This window comes from Chryseobacterium lathyri (assembly GCF_003290185.1).
GTDB lineage: Bacteria > Bacteroidota > Bacteroidia > Flavobacteriales > Weeksellaceae > Chryseobacterium > Chryseobacterium lathyri.
The window spans coordinates 50,230-67,901 of record NZ_QNFY01000008.1 but is presented as its reverse complement, the minus strand read 5'-3'; the positions used below and the strand labels follow the sequence as shown (position 1 = coordinate 67,901).

Below are 17,672 nucleotides of genomic sequence, written 5' to 3'. Positions count from 1 at the left end.
TGGGAGGAGTCGAAGCATCTTTAATAGAAGGTATATTGATCTGGCAAAGAATTAGTCCAGATCAATTTTAAACTTAGTGGATTTTTTCACCTCGTGAAGGACAATAGAACTATGGTACTGGCCAATATTTGGAATATTTGAGATCACATTAACAGCGAAATCATTATAAGAATTAATGTCCTTTGCAATGATCTTCAGCATGTAGTCGTATTCACCGGAAAGACTGATGATTTCCTGGACTTCATCATGTTTCATAATGTTTTTTTCAAAAGTTTCCAGTACTTTCTGAGATTGCTCTTTAAGACGGACATTACAGTAGACGACAATGTTCAGACCCAGTTTTTCACGGTTCAAAAGACCAACATATTTCTCAATAATACCCTGCTTCTCTAATTGTTTGATGCGTTCATAAGTTGGAGTAAACGTAAGACCGATCCTTTCTGAAATTTCTTTCACAGATAAAGTAGAGTCTTCCTGAATAATACTGAGAATCATTTTGTCTTTTAAATCCATAGAACAGGTTTGAGTTTTAACAAAATTATCAATTATAAATGAAAATAAGGAATGATTAAGAGGTTTTAATTTATTTTAAACTTTGGTTTTGTAGGTTCGTGAAATTTTTGTATCTTTGCACCTAATGAATAAAAGAGTATTTATATCATTAGATTTACCGGGCGAAAGCGCCCTTTACGATATTTATTATTATTAGCGAAGATGTTGTCTTCGCTTTTTTTATGCTCAAAAATTAAGAATTATGTTTACGATTACAGAACTAAGCACCGAGAGAATCAACAGTATACTGACAGAAGCACTGGCTTTTGCCAACGGGAAAACTGCAAAAATTGAAGGAGAAATTTTCTGCTCAAATCTTTTCTTTGAAGACAGTACAAGAACAAAGACAAGCTTTGATATTGCAGAAAGAAAGCTGGGCCTGCAGGTAGTGCCTTTTGATGCCTCCCACAGTTCTGTAAACAAAGGGGAGAGTCTTTATGATACTGTTAAGACGATTGAAAGCCTGGGTGTAAATCTGGTAGTAATCAGAGATAAAAAAGACAGGTATTTTGAAGAGTTAAATAACATTAATATTCCGGTGATCAACGGAGGAGACGGAACAGGAAACCATCCCTCCCAGTGCATGCTGGATATGATGACGATCTTTCAGGAATTCGGAAAATTCGAAGGGCTGAAAATAGGAATTGTTGGAGATGTAAAGCACAGCAGGGTAGCCAACTCCAATGCACAAGCATTAAGAAAATTAGGGGCTAAAGTATATTTCTCCGGACCGGAGGACTGGTTTGATGAAGGTGCTTTAATTAACGGAACTTACTTGCCTGTAGATCAGCTAATTTCTGAGGTAGATGTACTCATGTTATTAAGAATCCAGCATGAGAGACATGATGCAAAAATGAGTTATTCCGCTTCCGAATACCACAGGAAATATGGTTTGACGAAAGAAAGAGAAAAAGCAATGAAAGACGGTGCGATCATTATGCATCCCGCACCCATCAATAGAGGTGTTGAGATTGATACAGACCTTGTAGAATGTGAACGTTCAAGAATTTTTAAACAGATGCAGAACGGCGTATTCGCAAGAATGGCAATTTTGAAAGAAACCCTGGAAAAAGAAGGGTATACCTTTAAATAATTGTAAAAAGTATAATGTACAAAGTGAACATACACTATACAACCGACATTATACATTGTACAAAATAAATTAGACAGAATAAAAATAGAATAAAGAGATAAATAAAATGAAGAAAAAATTAATACTGGAGTCCGGTGAAGTATTTCATGGAGAAGGTTTCGGAGCAGAATTGGAAACTGCCGGAGAAGTAGTTTTCAATACCGGAATGACAGGTTATCAGGAGTTAATCTCCGATCCGTCATACTGCGGTCAGATTGTTTGCATGACCTATCCGCTTATCGGAAATTATGGTATTAACCGTGATGATTATGAAAGTATCGAGCCGGCTATTAAAGGACTTATCGTAAAAGAGCTTTGCGATCTACCCTCCAATTTCCGTACTCAGATCACTTTAGATGAATTATTTAAAAAGAAAAACCTTTCAGGAATTTCAGGAATTGATACCAGAAAACTCACCAGAATTCTTCGTAATTCAGGTGTTGTGAAGGGCAAAATCGTAAATGTTGAAGCTGATGAAAATGAAGTTGTTGCAGAATTAAAATCTACAACTTTCCCAACTAATCAGGTGGAAACTGTTTCTACAAAAACAGCTTACGCCAATCCGGGAAGAGGATTTAAAGTAGTGTTGGTGGATTTTGGTTCCAAGTTAGGAATTATCAGAGAGCTGTCTCAAAGAAACTGTGACATCACTGTAGTTTCCCACGACACAACAGCAGAAGAGATCCTATTGATGGATCCGGACGGAATTATGCTTTCAAACGGTCCCGGTGATCCTGAAGACAACCCGAAGGCACTAGAAATGATCCGCGGATTATTAGGAAAAGTTCCCATCTTCGGAATCTGTTTAGGACATCAGCTGATCGGTTTGGCTTGCGGTGCAAAAACTTTTAAACTGAAGTTCGGACACAGAGGAGGAAACCACCCGGTACTGGATCTGGAAAAAAACAAAGTATCCATCACTTCTCAAAACCATGGCTATGCTGTAGATCAGGAAAGTCTTAAAGGAACAGACCTTGTTGAAACCCACATTGCACTGAATGACAGAACCAACGAAGGTCTGAAACACAAGATCCATCCTTGCTTCTCTGTTCAGTACCACCCGGAAGCAAGCCCGGGTCCAGAAGATGCGAATTATTTGTTTGATGAGTTCATTGATTTAATGGAGGGATTTAAAAAATAAGAACCAAGAATCAGGACACAAGAACCAAGACGTAAGAATTAAGATTAATAGACTACAGATGCACAATTTTGAGAAATTACTTTTCTGGCAGAAATCTATCGTACTGGCAAAAAATGTTTACATTATCTGTCAGGAAATTAGTAACGATGAAAAGTATGGTTTGATTTCTCAAATTAAAAGATCAGCAGTTTCTATTCCTTCTAATATTGCGGAAGGTTCTGGTAGAAATGGAAGTAAAGAGTTTAATCATTTTCTGGCGGTTGCTCTGGGTTCAGCTTTTGAACTGCAGACACAGCTAATCTTGGTTAGGGAACTAAATCTCTTACCGGAAGAAAAAATAAATGCTTTACTAAGTGAAGTTTCTGAAATTCAGAGAATGATTTATTCATTTAAAAATAATTTAAAATAAAAGTCCGGAATCTTGGCTCTTGGCTCTAGAATCTTGACTCTACAACAAAAAGAAAAATGGCAAAACGTACAGATATAAAAACAATTTTAGTAATCGGTTCAGGACCCATCATCATCGGTCAGGCAGCTGAATTTGATTACGCAGGAACACAGGCTTGCCTGTCTTTGAGAGAAGAAGGCTACAAGGTGATTTTGATCAACTCAAACCCGGCAACCATTATGACGGATGTGGAAATCGCAGATAAAGTATATATTGAACCGATTTCCCTTCAGTTTGTAAGCCACATCATCAGAAAAGAACGTCCCGACGCTTTGCTGCCTACATTAGGAGGCCAGACAGGTCTGAATATGGCGGTAGAACTGGAAAAATCAGGAATTCTTGAGGAATGTAAGGTAGAAGTATTAGGAACTACACTTTCTGCCATCAACAGAGCGGAAGATAGAGATCTTTTCCGTGAGCTGATGAGAGAACTGAATGAGCCGGTTCCGGAATCAGACATTGTAACTACAGTAGAAGGAGCGATCCGTTTCGCTGATGAGATCGGGTATCCGGTAATTGTTCGTCCTGCCTTTACCATGGGAGGAACAGGAGGAGGTATTGCCTCTACCGAAGCTGAGCTGAAAGAAATTGCTGAATTAGGATTAAAGTACAGTCCGGTGACGCAATGTCTTATTGAAAGATCAATTGCAGGTTTCAAAGAAATTGAATACGAAGTAATGCGTGATGCCAACGACAATGCGATTGTGGTTTGTAACATGGAAAATATAGATCCGGTAGGAGTTCACACGGGAGACTCTATCGTAGTGGCGCCTTCTCAGACACTTTCCGACAGAGAGTATCAGTTATTGAGAAATGCTTCCCTAAAGATCATCAGAGCCTTAGGAATTGAAGGAGGTTGCAATGTACAGCTGGCTTTAGACCCGCACTCATTCAACTACTATATCATCGAGGTGAACCCTAGAGTTTCCCGCTCATCAGCATTGGCAAGTAAAGCGACAGGATATCCGATCGCAAAAATTGCAGCGAAGATCGCGGTTGGTTTAACACTTGACGAGATCATGAATCCGGTAACAGGAAAAACATACGCATGTTTTGAACCAGCCCTTGACTATGTGGTGACAAAATTCCCGAGATTCCCTTTCGATAAATTCGAAACAGCGGACAGAAGACTGTCTACACAGATGAAAGCGACCGGAGAAGTAATGGCCATCGGGAGAAATTTCGAGGAATCATTACAAAAAGCCGTTCGTTCCTTAGAAACAGGCTTAAGACACCTGGGATTAAAAACAAAACAGGCTGCCGCTTTAACGGACGAAGATATCGAAAGAAGAATCAGAGTTTGTGACGATGAAAGACTGTTCATTATCTGTGATGCTCTGAGAAGAGGTTACGATTGGGAACAAATTGTAGAATGGAGTAAAATTGATAAATTCTTCATCTGGAAATTAAAGAAACTTGTTGATTTTGAAAAAGAAATAGCTGCTCATCAATTCGACAAAGAAATTTTAGTTCAGGCTAAAAAATTAGGTTTCTCAGATCAGAATATCGCTCATTTATGGGGATCTTCCCAGAGAGAAGTATATAATTTCAGAAAAGAAAACGGGGTGATACCGGTTTACAAAATGGTAGACACGTGTGCAGCAGAATTTGAAAGTGAAACCCCTTATTTCTACGGAACTTATGAAGAAGAAAATGAAAGTATAGTAACGGATAAGCAAAAGGTGGTCGTTCTGGGTTCAGGACCTATCAGAATCGGGCAGGGAGTTGAGTTCGACTATGCAACGGTTCATTCGGTTTGGGCGATCAAAGAGATGGGTTACGAAGCGATTATCATCAACAACAACCCGGAAACGGTTTCCACAGACTTCTCGATTTCAGATAAATTATACTTCGAACCTTTAACGGAAGAAGATGTAATGAATATCATTGATCTTGAAAAACCGATGGGAGTGGTGGTTCAGTTCGGAGGTCAGACAGCGATCAATTTAGCAGATAAACTGGCAAGTTACGGCGTGAAAATTCTGGGAACTTCACTGGAAGATTTAGACCGAGCTGAAAACAGAGATAAATTTGAAAAGGCCCTTCAGGAAATGGGAATTCCACAGCCTTTAGGAAAAACGTCAACATCAAAAGAAGAAGCCATTAAAATAGCCAGTGAGATCGGGTATCCGGTTTTGGTTCGTCCAAGTTATGTTTTGGGAGGTAGAGCAATGGAAATTGTGTACACCGAAAGCGAATTGGCCCATTATATGGAATTTGCGGTAGATGCCAGCCCGGAGCACCCGGTTTTGGTAGACCGTTATATTACAGGAAAAGAAGTTGAGGTTGATGCAATCTGCGACGGTGAAACGGTAATTATCCCTGGGATTATGGAACATATCGAAAGAGCGGGAGTTCACTCCGGAGATTCTATTGCAGTGTATCCGCCTCAGAATGTTTCACAGCAGGAAATTGATACTCTGGTAGATTATACCCAGAGACTGGCCAAAGGATTGAATGTGATCGGTTTAATGAATATCCAGTATGTTCTTTTCGAAGGAAATGTATATGTGATTGAAGTGAATCCGCGTTCATCAAGAACAGTTCCTTTCTTATCTAAAATCACTGAAGTACCGATGGCTAACCTGGCAACAAAAGCAATTTTAGGTCAGAAACTGAAAGATTTAGGGTACAAAAATGGATTAGTTCCGAATAAAGAAGGAGTTTTTGTAAAAGTTCCTGTGTTCTCTTTCTCAAAGCTGACAAAAGTAGATATCTCCCTGGGACCAGAAATGAAGTCTACAGGAGAAGTAATGGGGAAAGACACCACATTGGAGAAAGCCCTTTACAAAGGACTGATCGCAGCAGGAAGAAAAGTTCCGATGCACGGTTCAATTTTGTTTACCGTTGCAGATAAACACAAGCAGGAAGCTGCGGATCTGGCGACAAGATTCCATGAAGTTGGCTTCAGAATCTGGGCAACAGAAGGAACTGCTAAATTCTTCGAAGAAAAAGGAATTCCTTGTAAAATCGGATACAAGATAGGAGAAGATGATGTGAACCTTATCGATCTGATCCAGAAAGGTAAAGTACAGTATGTAGTGAATACCATGACCAAAGGTAAGCAGGTAGAAAGAGACGGATTCCAGATCAGAAGAATGAGTGTGGAAAACGGAGTTCCTTGTTTAACATCCATGGACACCGTAGAAGCCATCCTGAAAGTAATTGAAAGCATGAGTTTCAAAATGGAGACGATGTAATTTCGGATTCAAATGATATAATTTCAAACCCCGTAAGTATTCTTGCGGGGTTTTGTTTTGTGAAGATTTTAATTACCAACTGATTATGGAAATTTGTACATTGCATACATTTGGAATATCAGCGAAAATTTTAAAGACATTGAAAATTATTTTAATAGTAATACAGCCTAAATGATAAACATCAAATCTAATTTCTTATACATTATTATATGTATTGGAATCCTTTTTTCCTGCACCTCTGCAAAGCATATTGCGGCTGAGTCTAATGCTGGTGTTGCTTCTGAGAAAACAGATTCGCTCTATGCGGAAATTCAAAGACTTGGTTTGGAATATACCCAAAAAAGTAATGTTCCCGGAGTCGCTGTTGCGGTTATTAAAAACGGAAAAATTGCATGGGTACAATGCATTGGATATGCTGATGTAGTAAGCAAAAAGCCAGTGACCACTCAGACCATTTTTAATGTAGGTTCTGTTTCAAAGGTAGTCGCTGCATGGGGCTTTATGCAACTGACAGAAAAAAGAATGATTCAATTGGATGATCCTGTTAACCAGTATTTAAGCCGTTGGAAATTACCTCAATCTTTATTTGATGTATCAAAAGTTACCCTCAGGCGAATCCTAAGCCATACAGCCGGACTTTCTGTACATGGATATGGAGGCTCTGAGCAAGGGGCTAAACTGTTATCCCTGGAAGAGTCTTTATCAGGAAAAACAAAAAGAAACAGGGAAAGCGTAAGCGTTATCATGGAGCCCGGAACAAAATGGAAATATTCAGGTGGTGGTTACACGCTTGCACAGCTCTTACTTGAAGAAAGAACCAAAGAAAACTTTGCTGAATACATGAGAAAAAATGTTTTTAAGCCTCTGGGATTAAATCACAGTAACTACGATTGGACAGAAGAAATGAAAGCAAATTCCGCCACAGCGTATGATACATTAGGTAAACCTATAAAAAATAGGATATTTACTGAACAGGCTGCTGCAGGATTGCAGACAACAATTTTAGATTTTGCCCGTTTTGCTGAATTATCCATCACAGCTGATCCAAAAGAACTAAATAAAGTTTTAAAACCCGAAACGATACGATTGATGGAGCAGCCTGTCCAGCCCGGTTCCAGTGAAGGAGAAAGCGGCCTTGGATACCGGTTCTTCAATTTTGACAATCTTCCAACTGTCGGGCATACAGGTGAAAACGATGGTTGGTGCGCTTCTATGTTTTTGCATATGCCTACTAAAAGCGGTTTAGTCATTCTTTGCAATGGCTCTAACTGGAAAGATGATGTGAGGAAGCCAATGTATAGTACCTGGGCAAAATCAATTTTAAAAAAACTCGGGAAATGATGATTTGATGTGAACAATAACTGAAAAAATGTGATCTGGACTTCGATCCAGAAAGGAAAAAGACAGTATCATTTTAAACTCCGTAAGTTTTCTTACGGTTTTTTTTATGACCTAAAAATACTTGTCCGTTTTTCGGTTGCACAAAAACCGCATCTGTATTAATTTTGATAAAAAATTAAGATGACAGCAATTCAGAGATTCAGAGAACTGCATGAGCAGAATGATCCATTATTGATAGGAAACGTTTGGAATGTCCAGAGCGCTAAGGTTTATGAAAAACTGGGCTATCAGGCAGTAGCGACTTCAAGCTCGGCTGTAGCATTCAGCTTGGGATACGAAGACGGCGAAAACATAAGCTTTGATGAGTATTTTTATATTATTGAAAGAATTTTAAAGTCTGTATCAATTCCATTATCTGTTGACCTGGAAGGAGGCTATGGAAAAACGGCTGATGAGATAGTTTTAAACATTTCCAGACTGGCGAAGGCAGGTGTTGTCGGGATCAATATAGAAGATAGTGTTATTGTTGAAGGTAGCAGGAAATTATTAAGTGCAGACGATTTTTTTAATAAATTAAATGCAGTTATTCAAAAGTTAAAAGAGCAGAATATTGAAATTTTCGTCAATGTCAGAATAGATCCGTTTCTGCTCGGTGTAGACAATGCAGCAGAAGAAAGTTTGCAACGGATGAAAATCATAGAAGAAGTGGGAGCGGACGGGATTTTTGTTCCTTGCATTACTGAAACACAGGATATTGAACGCCTTACCGCTGCTGCAAAACTTCCGTTCAGTGTTATGGCTATGCCTGAACTTCCGGATTTTAATACCCTTAAAAAAGCAGGCGTTAAAAGAATTTCATCCGGAAATTTCTTAAATGGTTATATTTATGGGCAATTGGAAACTACATTAAAAGACATCGGTGAGACCGGGAGCTTCTCCCCAATTTTTTAAACATGATAAAGCTTACAGAAGAAAGAATGTATCAGGCGTCTTTAGAGAAAGATTCCTCATTTGAAGGCATTTACTGGATGGCTGTAAAAACTACGGGTATATTCTGCCGCCCAACCTGTACAGCCAGAAAGCCCAAAAGAGAAAATGTAGAATTCTTTATCAATACAGAAAAAGCAATAGAAAGCGGCTACAGACCTTGTAAAATTTGCAGGCCGCTCGAAAAACTGAATGAAACACCCCGATATATTCAGGATTTGTTGGATGAACTTCAGCAGAACGAATCATTAAAAATCAAAGACGCAGACCTTCTGAAAAGAAATATCGAACCGGTAACCATCAGACGCTGGTTCCTGAAAAACCATGGAATGACATTCCAGTCTTTTCAAAGAAAATTCAGAATGAATAAAGCATTTAAAAAAATAAAAAACGGCGAAAGCATCATAGAAGTGGCACTGGAATCAGGGTATGAAAGTTTAAGCGGCTTCAACGAGCGTTTTAAAGAGGTAATAGGTACTACACCTAAACATACAGGTCACCGGACCATCATTGATCTGAAAAGGATTGAGACCCCATTAGGACCGATGTTTGCCTGTGCCTGTGATGAGGGAATCTGTCTGCTGGAATTTACAGACCGGAAAAATATAGACAGGCAGTTTGTCCATTTGTCCAAAGTGATGAATGCAGAAATCGTTCAGGGTGAAAATAAACACTTCAAGCAGTTGGAAGAAGAACTCAATGAGTATTTTGATGGAAAACGGATGAAGTTTGATGTACCGATTTATACCACCGGAACGGATTTTCAGAAAAAAGTCTGGAACCTTTTAACTGAAATACCCACAGGAGAAACCCGAACTTACAAACAGCAATCCGAAGTTTTGGGCAACCCTAAAGCCGTACGTGCCGTAGGAACAGCTAATGGAATCAATAAAATAGCGATCATTATTCCCTGTCACAGAGTGATAGGGTCAGATGGTGACCTGGTAGGCTATGCGGGAGGAATATGGCGAAAGCAAAAACTTCTGGAACTGGAAGGAGCTATCTTATTTTAAATAGGCTCCGCTAATTGATTGTATAATAGGGTTCTGAAAAATACTTACTCGGTTTGATATATGCCATTTTTCTGTCAGCATCAAAGATCCAGTTGAATCTTCGCAACAGATCCGCACCCAAATAATTAACCGTCTGTTTTTTTAAATCACCGATAAAAAAACCTGCTGAAACATCTTTTAAAACACTATTTCCTATTTTCAAAAAAGGAAGGATACCCTGTTTCGTAATAATGCTTTTTCCGCTTGAATTTTTTAATGTTTTTTCTCCTGTGATCTTTAGTTTTTTGTCAAGTTCTTTTTCTGCAGCAAAATCGTTGCTGTATAAGAGTCCTCCTGAATATCCGGATTGAAGTAAAAAATAGGCTTCTTCTTGCTTATCTCCATCAATTACATTGTCGGCTGCAATGTAAAAAGCATCCTGATCATACAGTATCGGAATGGGTTGATATCCTCTCAGATCAGGCTTTTGGTCATAAATAACAAATTCGTTGGTATCATAATCAATTTTAAATGCTTTTCCCTCAAAGAGAGTCGTTCCGATCTTTCCATCTGCTTCATGTCCTGCCAGTTGATTGTCAGAAAAACGGACATTTTTTTGAGTAAATTTTCCGATCTCAACTGTGTTATGATCGCTTATTTCATCTTTAGTAAAAACAATATGGTCTGCTTTTCTTTGCCGTTCCGGAGAAATTGAAGCATCTTTCATAGCGATCTGGAACATCAGATCCAGAGAATCCTTTTTATTCACCAGGGTTTTGATGATGATATTGTTATGTTTTGTTATTCTGAAAGGGATCGTCTGCTGTGCATTGATGCTGAAAAGACCTGCAGAAAGCAGTAAGATAATGCTTGATTTTCTGAACATTCTGATGTGATTATGGGTTAAATTCCGGAATTTTAAAATTACCTATTATCTTTGGAACAGCAAATACTAATATCAAATGATTCAAAAACTGCTTAACAGTGGTCTTCATTGGGAGAGCAAGGAATTCAAGCGGAATGAGTTTCTGAAAATTTCAGGAAGTACCGACACCGATATTTATTTTGTAGAAAACGGCAGCATCAGGATCTTTATGATGGACGAAAACGAAGAAAGAATCATCCGTTTCGGATATACGGGAAATATTATTGTTTCCCTTGATTCCTTTTTGTCGGGCAAACCGTCAGATTTTTATATCCAGGCGATTAAAAAAACAGTGGTAAGAAAAGCTCTGAAAAAAGACTTCTACAGATTCATTCAGTCCAATGAAGAAAATCTTAGGTTCTGGATTGGTGTTTTAGAAGATCTCGTCCTGCAGCAGATTGAAAGAGAAAAAGACCTGTTAACCCATTCACCTAAAGAACGGTATCAGAGAGTATTGAAAAGAAGTCCGAAGCTGTTTCAGGAAGTCCCGAATAAATACATTGCAAACTACCTCAGAATGTCTCCGGAAACTTTATCGAGGCTTAAAAAATCTTGAGTTCAGTCAAGATTTAAGAAAAAACTGATCCCGAAATTTGTATAAAAATCAACAATGAAAATTTCTACATCGCAATTACTGGATGAGCTGAGAACATTAACTAAAAGACATATACAATACGCAGAGAACCTTCTGCAGGAAACTGATGATAAACTGAATTTCAGGGTCTCGGATGAAAGCTGGAGTGTACTGGAATGTCTGGAACACCTAAATCGTTACGGAGATTTTTATATTCCGGAAATCAACTGCAGAATTTCTTCTTCCAAAACTTCTCCCACACCTATTTTTAAACCGGGAATGTTGGGAAATTACTTTGCAAAAAGCATGCTTCCCAAGGAAAAACTTAACAAAATGAAAACCTTTAAAAGCATGAATCCGATAAACAGTCAGTTGGATAAAGAAGTAGTGAACGAGTTCATAAAACAGCAATATCAACTCATAGAATTGCTGGAAAAAGCAAAAGATACCGACCTCAATGCTGCTAAAACCAACATCAGTATTTCCAGGTTGATCAAGCTGAAACTGGGAGATACTTTTCGGTTTGTGACTTATCATAATGTGAGACATATTTGTCAGGCAGAAAATATTCTGAAGGATATTTAAGGTTTTTTTACAGAGATTCCAAATATGTATTAATTTAGAACTATGGAAATCATTTACCGTAAAACCATACAGACTCCTCTGGGAGAAATGGTAGCTTGTGCTGTTGAAGAAGGAATCTGCCTGCTTGAATTTACCGACCGGAAGAATTTTGAAAAACAGTTTACCTCCTTATCAAAAGCATTAAAAGCTGATATCGAACAAGGAGATCACAAACACTTTATACAGCTTGAAAAAGAATTGGAAGAATATTTTGAAGGAAAAAGACAAATTTTCGACGTTCCCATCTACATTACCGGAACCGAGTTTCAGGAAAAGGTCTGGCAGCTTCTGCGTGAAATTCCGATGGGAGAAACCAGAACCTATAAACAGCAGTCGGAGTTCTTAGGAAATCCTAAGGCAATACGTGCGGTGGGAACAGCAAACGGGATCAATAAAATTGCTATTCTGATACCATGCCATCGTGTTATCGGTTCAAATGGTGAGCTGGTAGGTTATGCAGGCGGAATCTGGAGAAAGCAAAAATTATTGGAATTAGAGAAGGCTATTTTATTTTGATTTTTGTAAATTTAGGCAAAAATTTACACGTGAAAAAGTTACTATTTGCACTTTGCATATCAGCTTCGGCTTTAAGCTTTGCTCAGGATTACTCAGTGCCGGCAGCAAGCCCGCGTCAGAGGGTAGAGCAGCAGTTTTCTATGTCCAAAATCAGTATTGACTATGGAAGACCGGGAGTGAAAGGGCGTAAGATCTTTGGAGAACTGGTTCCTTACGGACAGGTTTGGAGAGCAGGCGCTAACTCATCTACAAAAATCACATTCGGACAGTCTGTTAATTTCGGTGGAAAAATGGTTCCGGCGGGAACGTACGGACTTTTTATCGTTCCTACAGAAAAAGAATGGAAAGTGATATTAAATAAAGATTTCCAGCAGTGGGGTGCTTATACCTACGATCCAAAACAGGATGTGGTAGATGTAACAGTACCGGTAAATAAACTGGCTGACAAACAGGAATGGTTTGAAATCACCTTGAACCCAACCGATGAAAACTCAGGAAATCTGGTGATTAAATGGGATATGGCTCAGGCAGAAGTTGCTTTAAAACCTGCAAAACCGGATGCTGTTATCAAGATTGCAGATAAACTGAAAGAGATCAAGAAAATAGAGGCAGACGCTGCAAAAACAAAAAGCTAAATAATGAAATTTTCAATTCAGCCTGTTTTAGAAAATCAGGAATATAAATTAATCCCCTTACAGCAAGGGGATTTTGAGTCTTTATATGAAGTAGCCTCCGATCCTAGAGTTTGGGAGCAGCACCCCAATAAAGAGCGTTATCAGAGAGAAGTTTTTGAAAACTTTTTCAGAGGAGCCATGGAAAGCGAAGGAGCCTTTAAAATAATAGAAAAATCCTCCGGTGATGTTTTGGGCAGTACGCGTTTTTACGATTTTGATGAAAATGAAAGCCGCATATTTATTGGCTATACTTTCTATGGAACAAAATCATGGGGAAAGGGAATTAATCCTCAAGTGAAAAAGCTGATGCTTGATTATATCTTCCAGTATGTAGATAAAGTCCATTTCCATATCGGGAAAGAGAATTTCCGTTCCCAGACGGCTCTGGAAAGAATCGGTGGACAGAAGATCGCGGAAGAGGAAGTGGCTTACTTTGCAGAGCCTACACGAACCAATTTTGTCTATGAAATAAAAAAAGAAGACCATTCATGAAAAAATATAAAATCCAAACATCACCTTTTGTAGTACCTACCACAGACGGAAAATTAATTGAAGAACACTGGGGAAATTCTACAGGAAATTCAAATGTTTCCATTGCCCACATGGTAGCTCCACCGGATTGGAGCGAACCGCATCAGACTCCCGAATTCGATGAGTTTACCCTTATTGTTTCAGGAAAAAAGCAATTTGAGATAGATGGAGAAATCGTCATTCTTGAAAAAGGACAGAGTATTTTGATAGAAAAAGGAGCAAGAGTTCGTTACAGCAACCCTTTCTCAGAACCTTGCGAATATATAGCCATCTGCCTTCCTGCGTTTTCTATGGATTTGGTAAACAGGGAAGAATAAAGAGTTTGAGAGTCGGTGGGTTTGGGAGTTCTAGAGCAGATGTTTACCGGATTTTGCCTATTTGTTGTCACCACATTACGTAATATAATGCTTCGACTCCGCTCAGCATGACAACGCTAATACTAACTGTATTTTTTTTTACTGTCATGCTGAGCGGAGTCGAAGCATCTTTTTAAATAAAGTAAAATATTTGTAAATCAACCCATGTAGCAGTGTAACAATAACCAATTTGATTCGTCGGTAAAGTATTGTTACACTGCTACATTGCTGCATCGTTATATTAAAATTAAATTTATTTCAATATTTCTTTCAAGAACATCAATGTATGATTCCAGGCTCTTTTGGACATTACTTCATTATAATCTGGCGATTTCGGATCGGTAAATGTATGTTTTGAATGGGCATAGGTAATAATCTGCCAGTCTGCATTACCCTCGTTCATTTCTTTGATTAAATTATTATAGTCTTCCGGCGTTACTCCCTGATCATCCGCAGGATTTTCCACTAAAATCTTTGCGGAAATCGGTCCGTTTTTTCTGGTTTGATCCTTTCCTATGCTTCCGTGGATGGAAACAACTCCCACAACCGGAAGGCTTCCTCTCGCAGATTCTAAAGCTCCAGTTCCGCCGAAACAGTATCCGATCACAGCAATTTTATCAGCAATTGCCCCATTTTTCTTCAATTGTTCTAAAGCCAGAGAAATCCGCTTTTGATAAGCATCGTAATTCTGTTTGTAATATCCGGCTGTTTTGCCGGCAGAAGCATTATCAGCGGGAATATTTCCTTCTCCGTAAATATCGGCAATGAAAGCAATATAACCCTGTTTTTCAAGCTCGGCAGCAGCTGTTTTGGCTTCATCATCAATACCTTTCCAGGCCGGAAGAATCAGGACACCCGGAAGCTTTTTACCTGCATTCGAAGTGACCAGACCATTCAGCTTCTGTGCGCCATCCTGGTAAGAAATTGTTTTAAGTTTTTGGCTGAGAAGTGTTCCTGCACTTATCATGCATGCTGTTAATAAGAGGTTGCGTATCATATTCTGTAATTGGTAAAATATTAAAAAGGTTTTAATTATGAATTCAGGTTAATTAAAATCCTCAACTAAATTACCAAAAATAACTTATATTGAGGATGAAAATATTGTAAAGCCAAAGGTGATCAGAATTGAATTCCCAAATCTGCCAGTTCTTTTTCCAGATCAGTATCCGGATCGATTTTTATGGTCCTAAACCCAAGTGAATTGGCCATTTCGATATTTTTAGGATTATCATCGATGAAAACAGATTCATTGGCTTTAAGATTATATCTTTCCAGCAGAATATGCCAGATTTTAGGATCCGGTTTGATCAGTTTTTCTGTTCCCGAAACCACGATCTTTCCGTTAAAAAGCTTGAAGAAGTCATAATTTTCCAGGGCATAAGGAAAAGTTTCCTCAGACCAGTTGGTAAGCCCGAACAATTGATAGTCTGTATTTCCTAAGCGTCTTAAAATCTCTACATTCTGCGGAATATCACTTTTCAGCATTACAGTCCAGTTGTCATAATAAGCTCTGAGCTCCTTTTCCCATTCAGGGAATTTTTTAATCTGGATGTCGGTGCCTTCTGCCAGGCTTCTGCCGCGGTCCTGCTCTTCATTCCATTCCGACTGGGCAATGTTTTCAAGAAAATATTCCATTTTCTCATCGTCATTGAAATAGTCTTTAAAAAAATATCTGGGATTCCAATCCATGAGTACGCCGCCAAAATCGAAGATGATATTCTTAATTTCCATATATGTTTTAAACTTTTTTAATTTTATTTAACCACAAAAGTCGCAAAAGTTTTTAATTTTAAACACTTGAGAGCACTTTAGTTTTAAAAGTTTTACCAGGCTGAAAATAATAAGATCACATAAGGAGAAAATCAGAGACTTTCATGAAAACTTAAGTGTACTTCTTTGCGCAGTGTATTCAACTTAAATACACTTAAGTGTTTCAAAAGCTTTTGTGACTTTTGTGGTTGATATGTATCTTTTTAAACCACCCCGTCAAAAATTCTTTGAATTTTCGCCACGCCTCCGGTGGAAGGGAATGTGATCCCCGTCAATTAAAAACTGGTGGTTAGAAAGTTTACTCCGGTTTATAAAACTGATATTGCCCGTTTTCATAATAAGCATTGATGTGCTGCAGGCCATTGGTCAGGATAATTTCTTTCGCTCCGATAATGGAATTGTACCGCGCTGTCTGTTCAAATGTTTTCTCTGTAAGCTTAATTTGGGGCGCTTTGCATTCAATCAGGATAATGGGTTCTGTTTTCTCGGTAACCAGCAGGTCGATTCTTTTGGTAAGGCCGTTCAGAAGGATCTTTTTTTCGGTAATAAGAGCGGACGGAGAATAGGCCTTTACGGTGAGATAATAGTGTACCCAGTGCTGCCTCACCCATTCCTCAGGGGTAAGGAGAAGATAAGTTTTACGGATCAAGTCATAAATAAAAAACTTATCTTTGTCTTTCTTGAATTTAAAATCAAAAGTTTCCTGAAAATTCAGTTTTGGAAGTTCCATTAATAAGATGAAAGAATTAGATTTAATCCTCAAAAATATTAAAAATAAAGAAGTTTTACCTATTTATTTTTTCCACGGAGAAGAACCTTACTTTATTGATGCTGCTGTAAAAGTGCTAGAACACGACTTTCTGGAGGAAGATGAAAAAGCTTTTAACCAGACTGTTGTATACGGAAAAGATACTTCTTATCAGGAGATTCTTTCCCTGGCAAGACAGTTCCCAATGATGGGGGACAAGCAGGTGATCATTGTAAAGGAAGCTCAGGATTTGAAATTTAATGAAGAGGAAAACAGAGTTTTGGAAACCTATGTTGAAAATCCTGTACCATCTACCGTGCTTGTTTTTGCCCATAAGCATAAGAAACTGGACAGCAGAAAAAAAGCCACAAAAGCTTTGGACAAAGCCAAGGTTCTTTTCTTAAGTGAGTCGGTGAGAGATACCAATCTTCCGAAATGGATTGCTGATGAATGTACACGCCTTAAAATTAAAACAGCTCCGAATATTTCCCATCTGCTTGCAGAATATCTGGGAAACGACCTTTCAAGAATTGCCAACGAACTGAATAAACTAAAGATCATCCTTAAAGAAGGTGAAATGCTGGATGGGACGATCGTGGAAAACCATATCGGAATCAGCAAGGAATATAATGTTTTCGAGCTTCAGAAGGCTTTAGGAACCAAAAATGCTGATGCGGCCTTTAAGATTGCTCATTTTATGGGTAAAAACCCAAAGAACAATCCTTTTGTTATGATGCTGGCAAGCCTTTACAGCTACTTTTCCAATGTGATCATTTACCAGACTATGGCCGGACAGCCGCCACAGGTTATTGCTTCGCAGATGGGGGTTAACCCTTATTTTATTAAAGATTATGCAGAAAGTGCAAGACTGTATCCACTAAAACATGCCACAAGGGTCATTTCTATTTTAAGAGAGTTTGATATGAAAGGCAAGGGACTTGGTGCAGTGAATATGGGAGAAGCTGAACTGATTAAGGAGCTGGTATATAAGATTATCAATGTGGATAAAATTAAAATGAAGGTGTAATGAATTGATGAGTTTGAGAGTGGGAGAGTATGAGAGTTGTAGGGGTAGAATGAGAATGAAAATAGCCCGTAACTGCACATTATAACCTGCATTCCGAAACACGAACAATTTATCGACAGTTCACATATTTGATA

Annotated in this window: 19 protein-coding genes; 14 read left to right on the top strand and 5 right to left on the bottom strand. The window is 38.5% G+C overall.

All coding sequences use genetic code 11. The annotated features are described in order from the left end of the window. Positions 1-51: 51 nt before the first annotated feature. The gene (locus DRF61_RS12660; RefSeq protein WP_111957554.1) at positions 52-513 is read right to left on the bottom strand and encodes an Lrp/AsnC family transcriptional regulator; all 462 of its coding nucleotides are present in this window, start codon (positions 511-513) and stop codon (positions 52-54) included. Between the two features lie 241 nt (positions 514-754). Here DRF61_RS12660 and DRF61_RS12655 point away from each other — a divergent pair, with 241 nt between their 5' ends. The 7 genes from DRF61_RS12655 (at position 755) to DRF61_RS12625 (ending at position 9,814) form a co-directional block, all read left to right on the top strand. After that, entirely contained in the window at positions 755-1,645 is an 891-nt protein-coding gene (locus DRF61_RS12655) for an aspartate carbamoyltransferase catalytic subunit (RefSeq protein WP_111957552.1), read from the top strand. 106 nt (positions 1,646-1,751) lie between these two features. Beyond that, the gene (locus DRF61_RS12650) at positions 1,752-2,825 is read left to right on the top strand and encodes a carbamoyl phosphate synthase small subunit (protein ID WP_111957550.1); all 1,074 of its coding nucleotides are present in this window, start codon (positions 1,752-1,754) and stop codon (positions 2,823-2,825) included. Positions 2,826-2,883: 58 nt separating this feature from the next. Beyond that, positions 2,884-3,234 carry a four helix bundle protein gene (locus DRF61_RS12645; protein ID WP_111957548.1) on the top strand — a complete coding sequence of 117 codons (351 nt, stop codon included), beginning with the start codon at positions 2,884-2,886 and terminating at the stop codon, positions 3,232-3,234. Between the two features lie 56 nt (positions 3,235-3,290). Then, the gene (gene carB / locus DRF61_RS12640) at positions 3,291-6,473 is read left to right on the top strand and encodes a carbamoyl-phosphate synthase large subunit (RefSeq protein WP_111957546.1); all 3,183 of its coding nucleotides are present in this window, start codon (positions 3,291-3,293) and stop codon (positions 6,471-6,473) included. A gap of 171 nt (positions 6,474-6,644) precedes the next feature. After that, on the top strand, positions 6,645-7,814 hold the full coding sequence (locus DRF61_RS12635; RefSeq protein ID WP_111957544.1) for a serine hydrolase domain-containing protein: 1,170 nt from the start codon (positions 6,645-6,647) through the stop codon (positions 7,812-7,814). Positions 7,815-7,994: 180 nt separating this feature from the next. After that, complete coding sequence (locus tag DRF61_RS12630) at positions 7,995-8,765, top strand: isocitrate lyase/PEP mutase family protein (RefSeq protein WP_111957542.1); 771 nt, start codon at positions 7,995-7,997, stop codon at positions 8,763-8,765. 2 nt (positions 8,766-8,767) lie between these two features. Further along, on the top strand, positions 8,768-9,814 hold the full coding sequence (locus DRF61_RS12625) for a bifunctional transcriptional activator/DNA repair enzyme AdaA (RefSeq protein WP_111957540.1): 1,047 nt from the start codon (positions 8,768-8,770) through the stop codon (positions 9,812-9,814). 10 nt (positions 9,815-9,824) lie between these two features. On the opposite strand, the gene DRF61_RS12620 is transcribed toward DRF61_RS12625, so the two are convergent. After that, complete coding sequence (locus DRF61_RS12620; protein ID WP_111957538.1) at positions 9,825-10,679, bottom strand: hypothetical protein; 855 nt, start codon at positions 10,677-10,679, stop codon at positions 9,825-9,827. 76 nt (positions 10,680-10,755) lie between these two features. Between DRF61_RS12620 and DRF61_RS12615 the strand changes: the two genes are divergently transcribed. Genes DRF61_RS12615 through DRF61_RS12590 form a run of 6 tightly spaced genes read left to right on the top strand, consistent with a single transcriptional unit; the run spans position 10,756 to position 13,954 of the window. Next, positions 10,756-11,274, top strand: coding sequence for a Crp/Fnr family transcriptional regulator (locus DRF61_RS12615; RefSeq protein WP_111957536.1), 519 nt, complete (start codon positions 10,756-10,758; stop codon positions 11,272-11,274). Between the two features lie 54 nt (positions 11,275-11,328). Then, entirely contained in the window at positions 11,329-11,877 is a 549-nt protein-coding gene (locus DRF61_RS12610) for a DinB family protein (RefSeq protein WP_111957534.1), read from the top strand. 42 nt (positions 11,878-11,919) lie between these two features. Beyond that, the gene (locus tag DRF61_RS12605; RefSeq protein WP_111957532.1) at positions 11,920-12,432 is read left to right on the top strand and encodes a methylated-DNA--[protein]-cysteine S-methyltransferase; all 513 of its coding nucleotides are present in this window, start codon (positions 11,920-11,922) and stop codon (positions 12,430-12,432) included. 29 nt (positions 12,433-12,461) lie between these two features. Next, positions 12,462-13,067 (top strand): DUF2911 domain-containing protein, encoded by a 606-nt coding sequence (locus DRF61_RS12600; protein WP_111957906.1) that lies wholly within the window; start codon positions 12,462-12,464, stop codon positions 13,065-13,067. A gap of 3 nt (positions 13,068-13,070) precedes the next feature. After that, positions 13,071-13,598 (top strand): GNAT family N-acetyltransferase, encoded by a 528-nt coding sequence (locus DRF61_RS12595; RefSeq protein ID WP_111957530.1) that lies wholly within the window; start codon positions 13,071-13,073, stop codon positions 13,596-13,598. Beyond that, on the top strand, positions 13,595-13,954 hold the full coding sequence (locus DRF61_RS12590; RefSeq protein WP_111957528.1) for a cupin domain-containing protein: 360 nt from the start codon (positions 13,595-13,597) through the stop codon (positions 13,952-13,954). Before DRF61_RS12595 ends, DRF61_RS12590 begins: the two co-directional genes overlap by 4 nt. Positions 13,955-14,246: 292 nt before the next feature. Here DRF61_RS12590 and DRF61_RS12585 read toward each other — a convergent pair whose 3' ends face one another. The 3 genes from DRF61_RS12585 to DRF61_RS12575 form a co-directional block, all read right to left on the bottom strand. Beyond that, on the bottom strand, positions 14,247-14,990 hold the full coding sequence (locus DRF61_RS12585) for a dienelactone hydrolase family protein (RefSeq protein WP_111957526.1): 744 nt from the start codon (positions 14,988-14,990) through the stop codon (positions 14,247-14,249). 122 nt (positions 14,991-15,112) lie between these two features. Continuing rightward, entirely contained in the window at positions 15,113-15,724 is a 612-nt protein-coding gene (locus DRF61_RS12580; protein WP_111957524.1) for an HAD family hydrolase, read from the bottom strand. A gap of 337 nt (positions 15,725-16,061) precedes the next feature. Continuing rightward, the gene (locus DRF61_RS12575; protein WP_111957522.1) at positions 16,062-16,493 is read right to left on the bottom strand and encodes a type I restriction enzyme HsdR N-terminal domain-containing protein; all 432 of its coding nucleotides are present in this window, start codon (positions 16,491-16,493) and stop codon (positions 16,062-16,064) included. A 7-nt stretch (positions 16,494-16,500) separates the two neighbouring features. On the opposite strand from DRF61_RS12575, the gene holA reads away from it, so the two are divergent. Continuing rightward, complete coding sequence (gene holA, locus DRF61_RS12570) at positions 16,501-17,538, top strand: DNA polymerase III subunit delta (protein ID WP_111957520.1); 1,038 nt, start codon at positions 16,501-16,503, stop codon at positions 17,536-17,538. Positions 17,539-17,672 lie beyond the last annotated feature (134 nt).

What these genes read in the sequence shown, in the direction of transcription:
- DRF61_RS12610 (WP_111957534.1), top strand. Translation starts at nt 11,329, where the DNA reads ATGAAAATTTCTACATCGCAATTACTGGATGAGCTGAGAACATTAACT.
- DRF61_RS12580 (WP_111957524.1), bottom strand. Translation starts at nt 15,724, where the DNA reads ATGGAAATTAAGAATATCATCTTCGATTTTGGCGGCGTACTCATGGAT.
- DRF61_RS12630 (WP_111957542.1), top strand. Translation starts at nt 7,995, where the DNA reads ATGACAGCAATTCAGAGATTCAGAGAACTGCATGAGCAGAATGATCCA.
- DRF61_RS12605 (WP_111957532.1), top strand. Translation starts at nt 11,920, where the DNA reads ATGGAAATCATTTACCGTAAAACCATACAGACTCCTCTGGGAGAAATG.
- DRF61_RS12625 (WP_111957540.1), top strand. Translation starts at nt 8,768, where the DNA reads ATGATAAAGCTTACAGAAGAAAGAATGTATCAGGCGTCTTTAGAGAAA.
- DRF61_RS12620 (WP_111957538.1), bottom strand. Translation starts at nt 10,679, where the DNA reads ATGTTCAGAAAATCAAGCATTATCTTACTGCTTTCTGCAGGTCTTTTC.
- carB (WP_111957546.1), top strand. Translation starts at nt 3,291, where the DNA reads ATGGCAAAACGTACAGATATAAAAACAATTTTAGTAATCGGTTCAGGA.
- holA (WP_111957520.1), top strand. Translation starts at nt 16,501, where the DNA reads ATGAAAGAATTAGATTTAATCCTCAAAAATATTAAAAATAAAGAAGTT.
- DRF61_RS12615 (WP_111957536.1), top strand. Translation starts at nt 10,756, where the DNA reads ATGATTCAAAAACTGCTTAACAGTGGTCTTCATTGGGAGAGCAAGGAA.
- DRF61_RS12585 (WP_111957526.1), bottom strand. Translation starts at nt 14,990, where the DNA reads ATGATACGCAACCTCTTATTAACAGCATGCATGATAAGTGCAGGAACA.
- DRF61_RS12655 (WP_111957552.1), top strand. Translation starts at nt 755, where the DNA reads ATGTTTACGATTACAGAACTAAGCACCGAGAGAATCAACAGTATACTG.
- DRF61_RS12650 (WP_111957550.1), top strand. Translation starts at nt 1,752, where the DNA reads ATGAAGAAAAAATTAATACTGGAGTCCGGTGAAGTATTTCATGGAGAA.
- DRF61_RS12645 (WP_111957548.1), top strand. Translation starts at nt 2,884, where the DNA reads ATGCACAATTTTGAGAAATTACTTTTCTGGCAGAAATCTATCGTACTG.
- DRF61_RS12590 (WP_111957528.1), top strand. Translation starts at nt 13,595, where the DNA reads ATGAAAAAATATAAAATCCAAACATCACCTTTTGTAGTACCTACCACA.
- DRF61_RS12660 (WP_111957554.1), bottom strand. Translation starts at nt 513, where the DNA reads ATGGATTTAAAAGACAAAATGATTCTCAGTATTATTCAGGAAGACTCT.
- DRF61_RS12635 (WP_111957544.1), top strand. Translation starts at nt 6,645, where the DNA reads ATGATAAACATCAAATCTAATTTCTTATACATTATTATATGTATTGGA.
- DRF61_RS12595 (WP_111957530.1), top strand. Translation starts at nt 13,071, where the DNA reads ATGAAATTTTCAATTCAGCCTGTTTTAGAAAATCAGGAATATAAATTA.
- DRF61_RS12575 (WP_111957522.1), bottom strand. Translation starts at nt 16,493, where the DNA reads ATGGAACTTCCAAAACTGAATTTTCAGGAAACTTTTGATTTTAAATTC.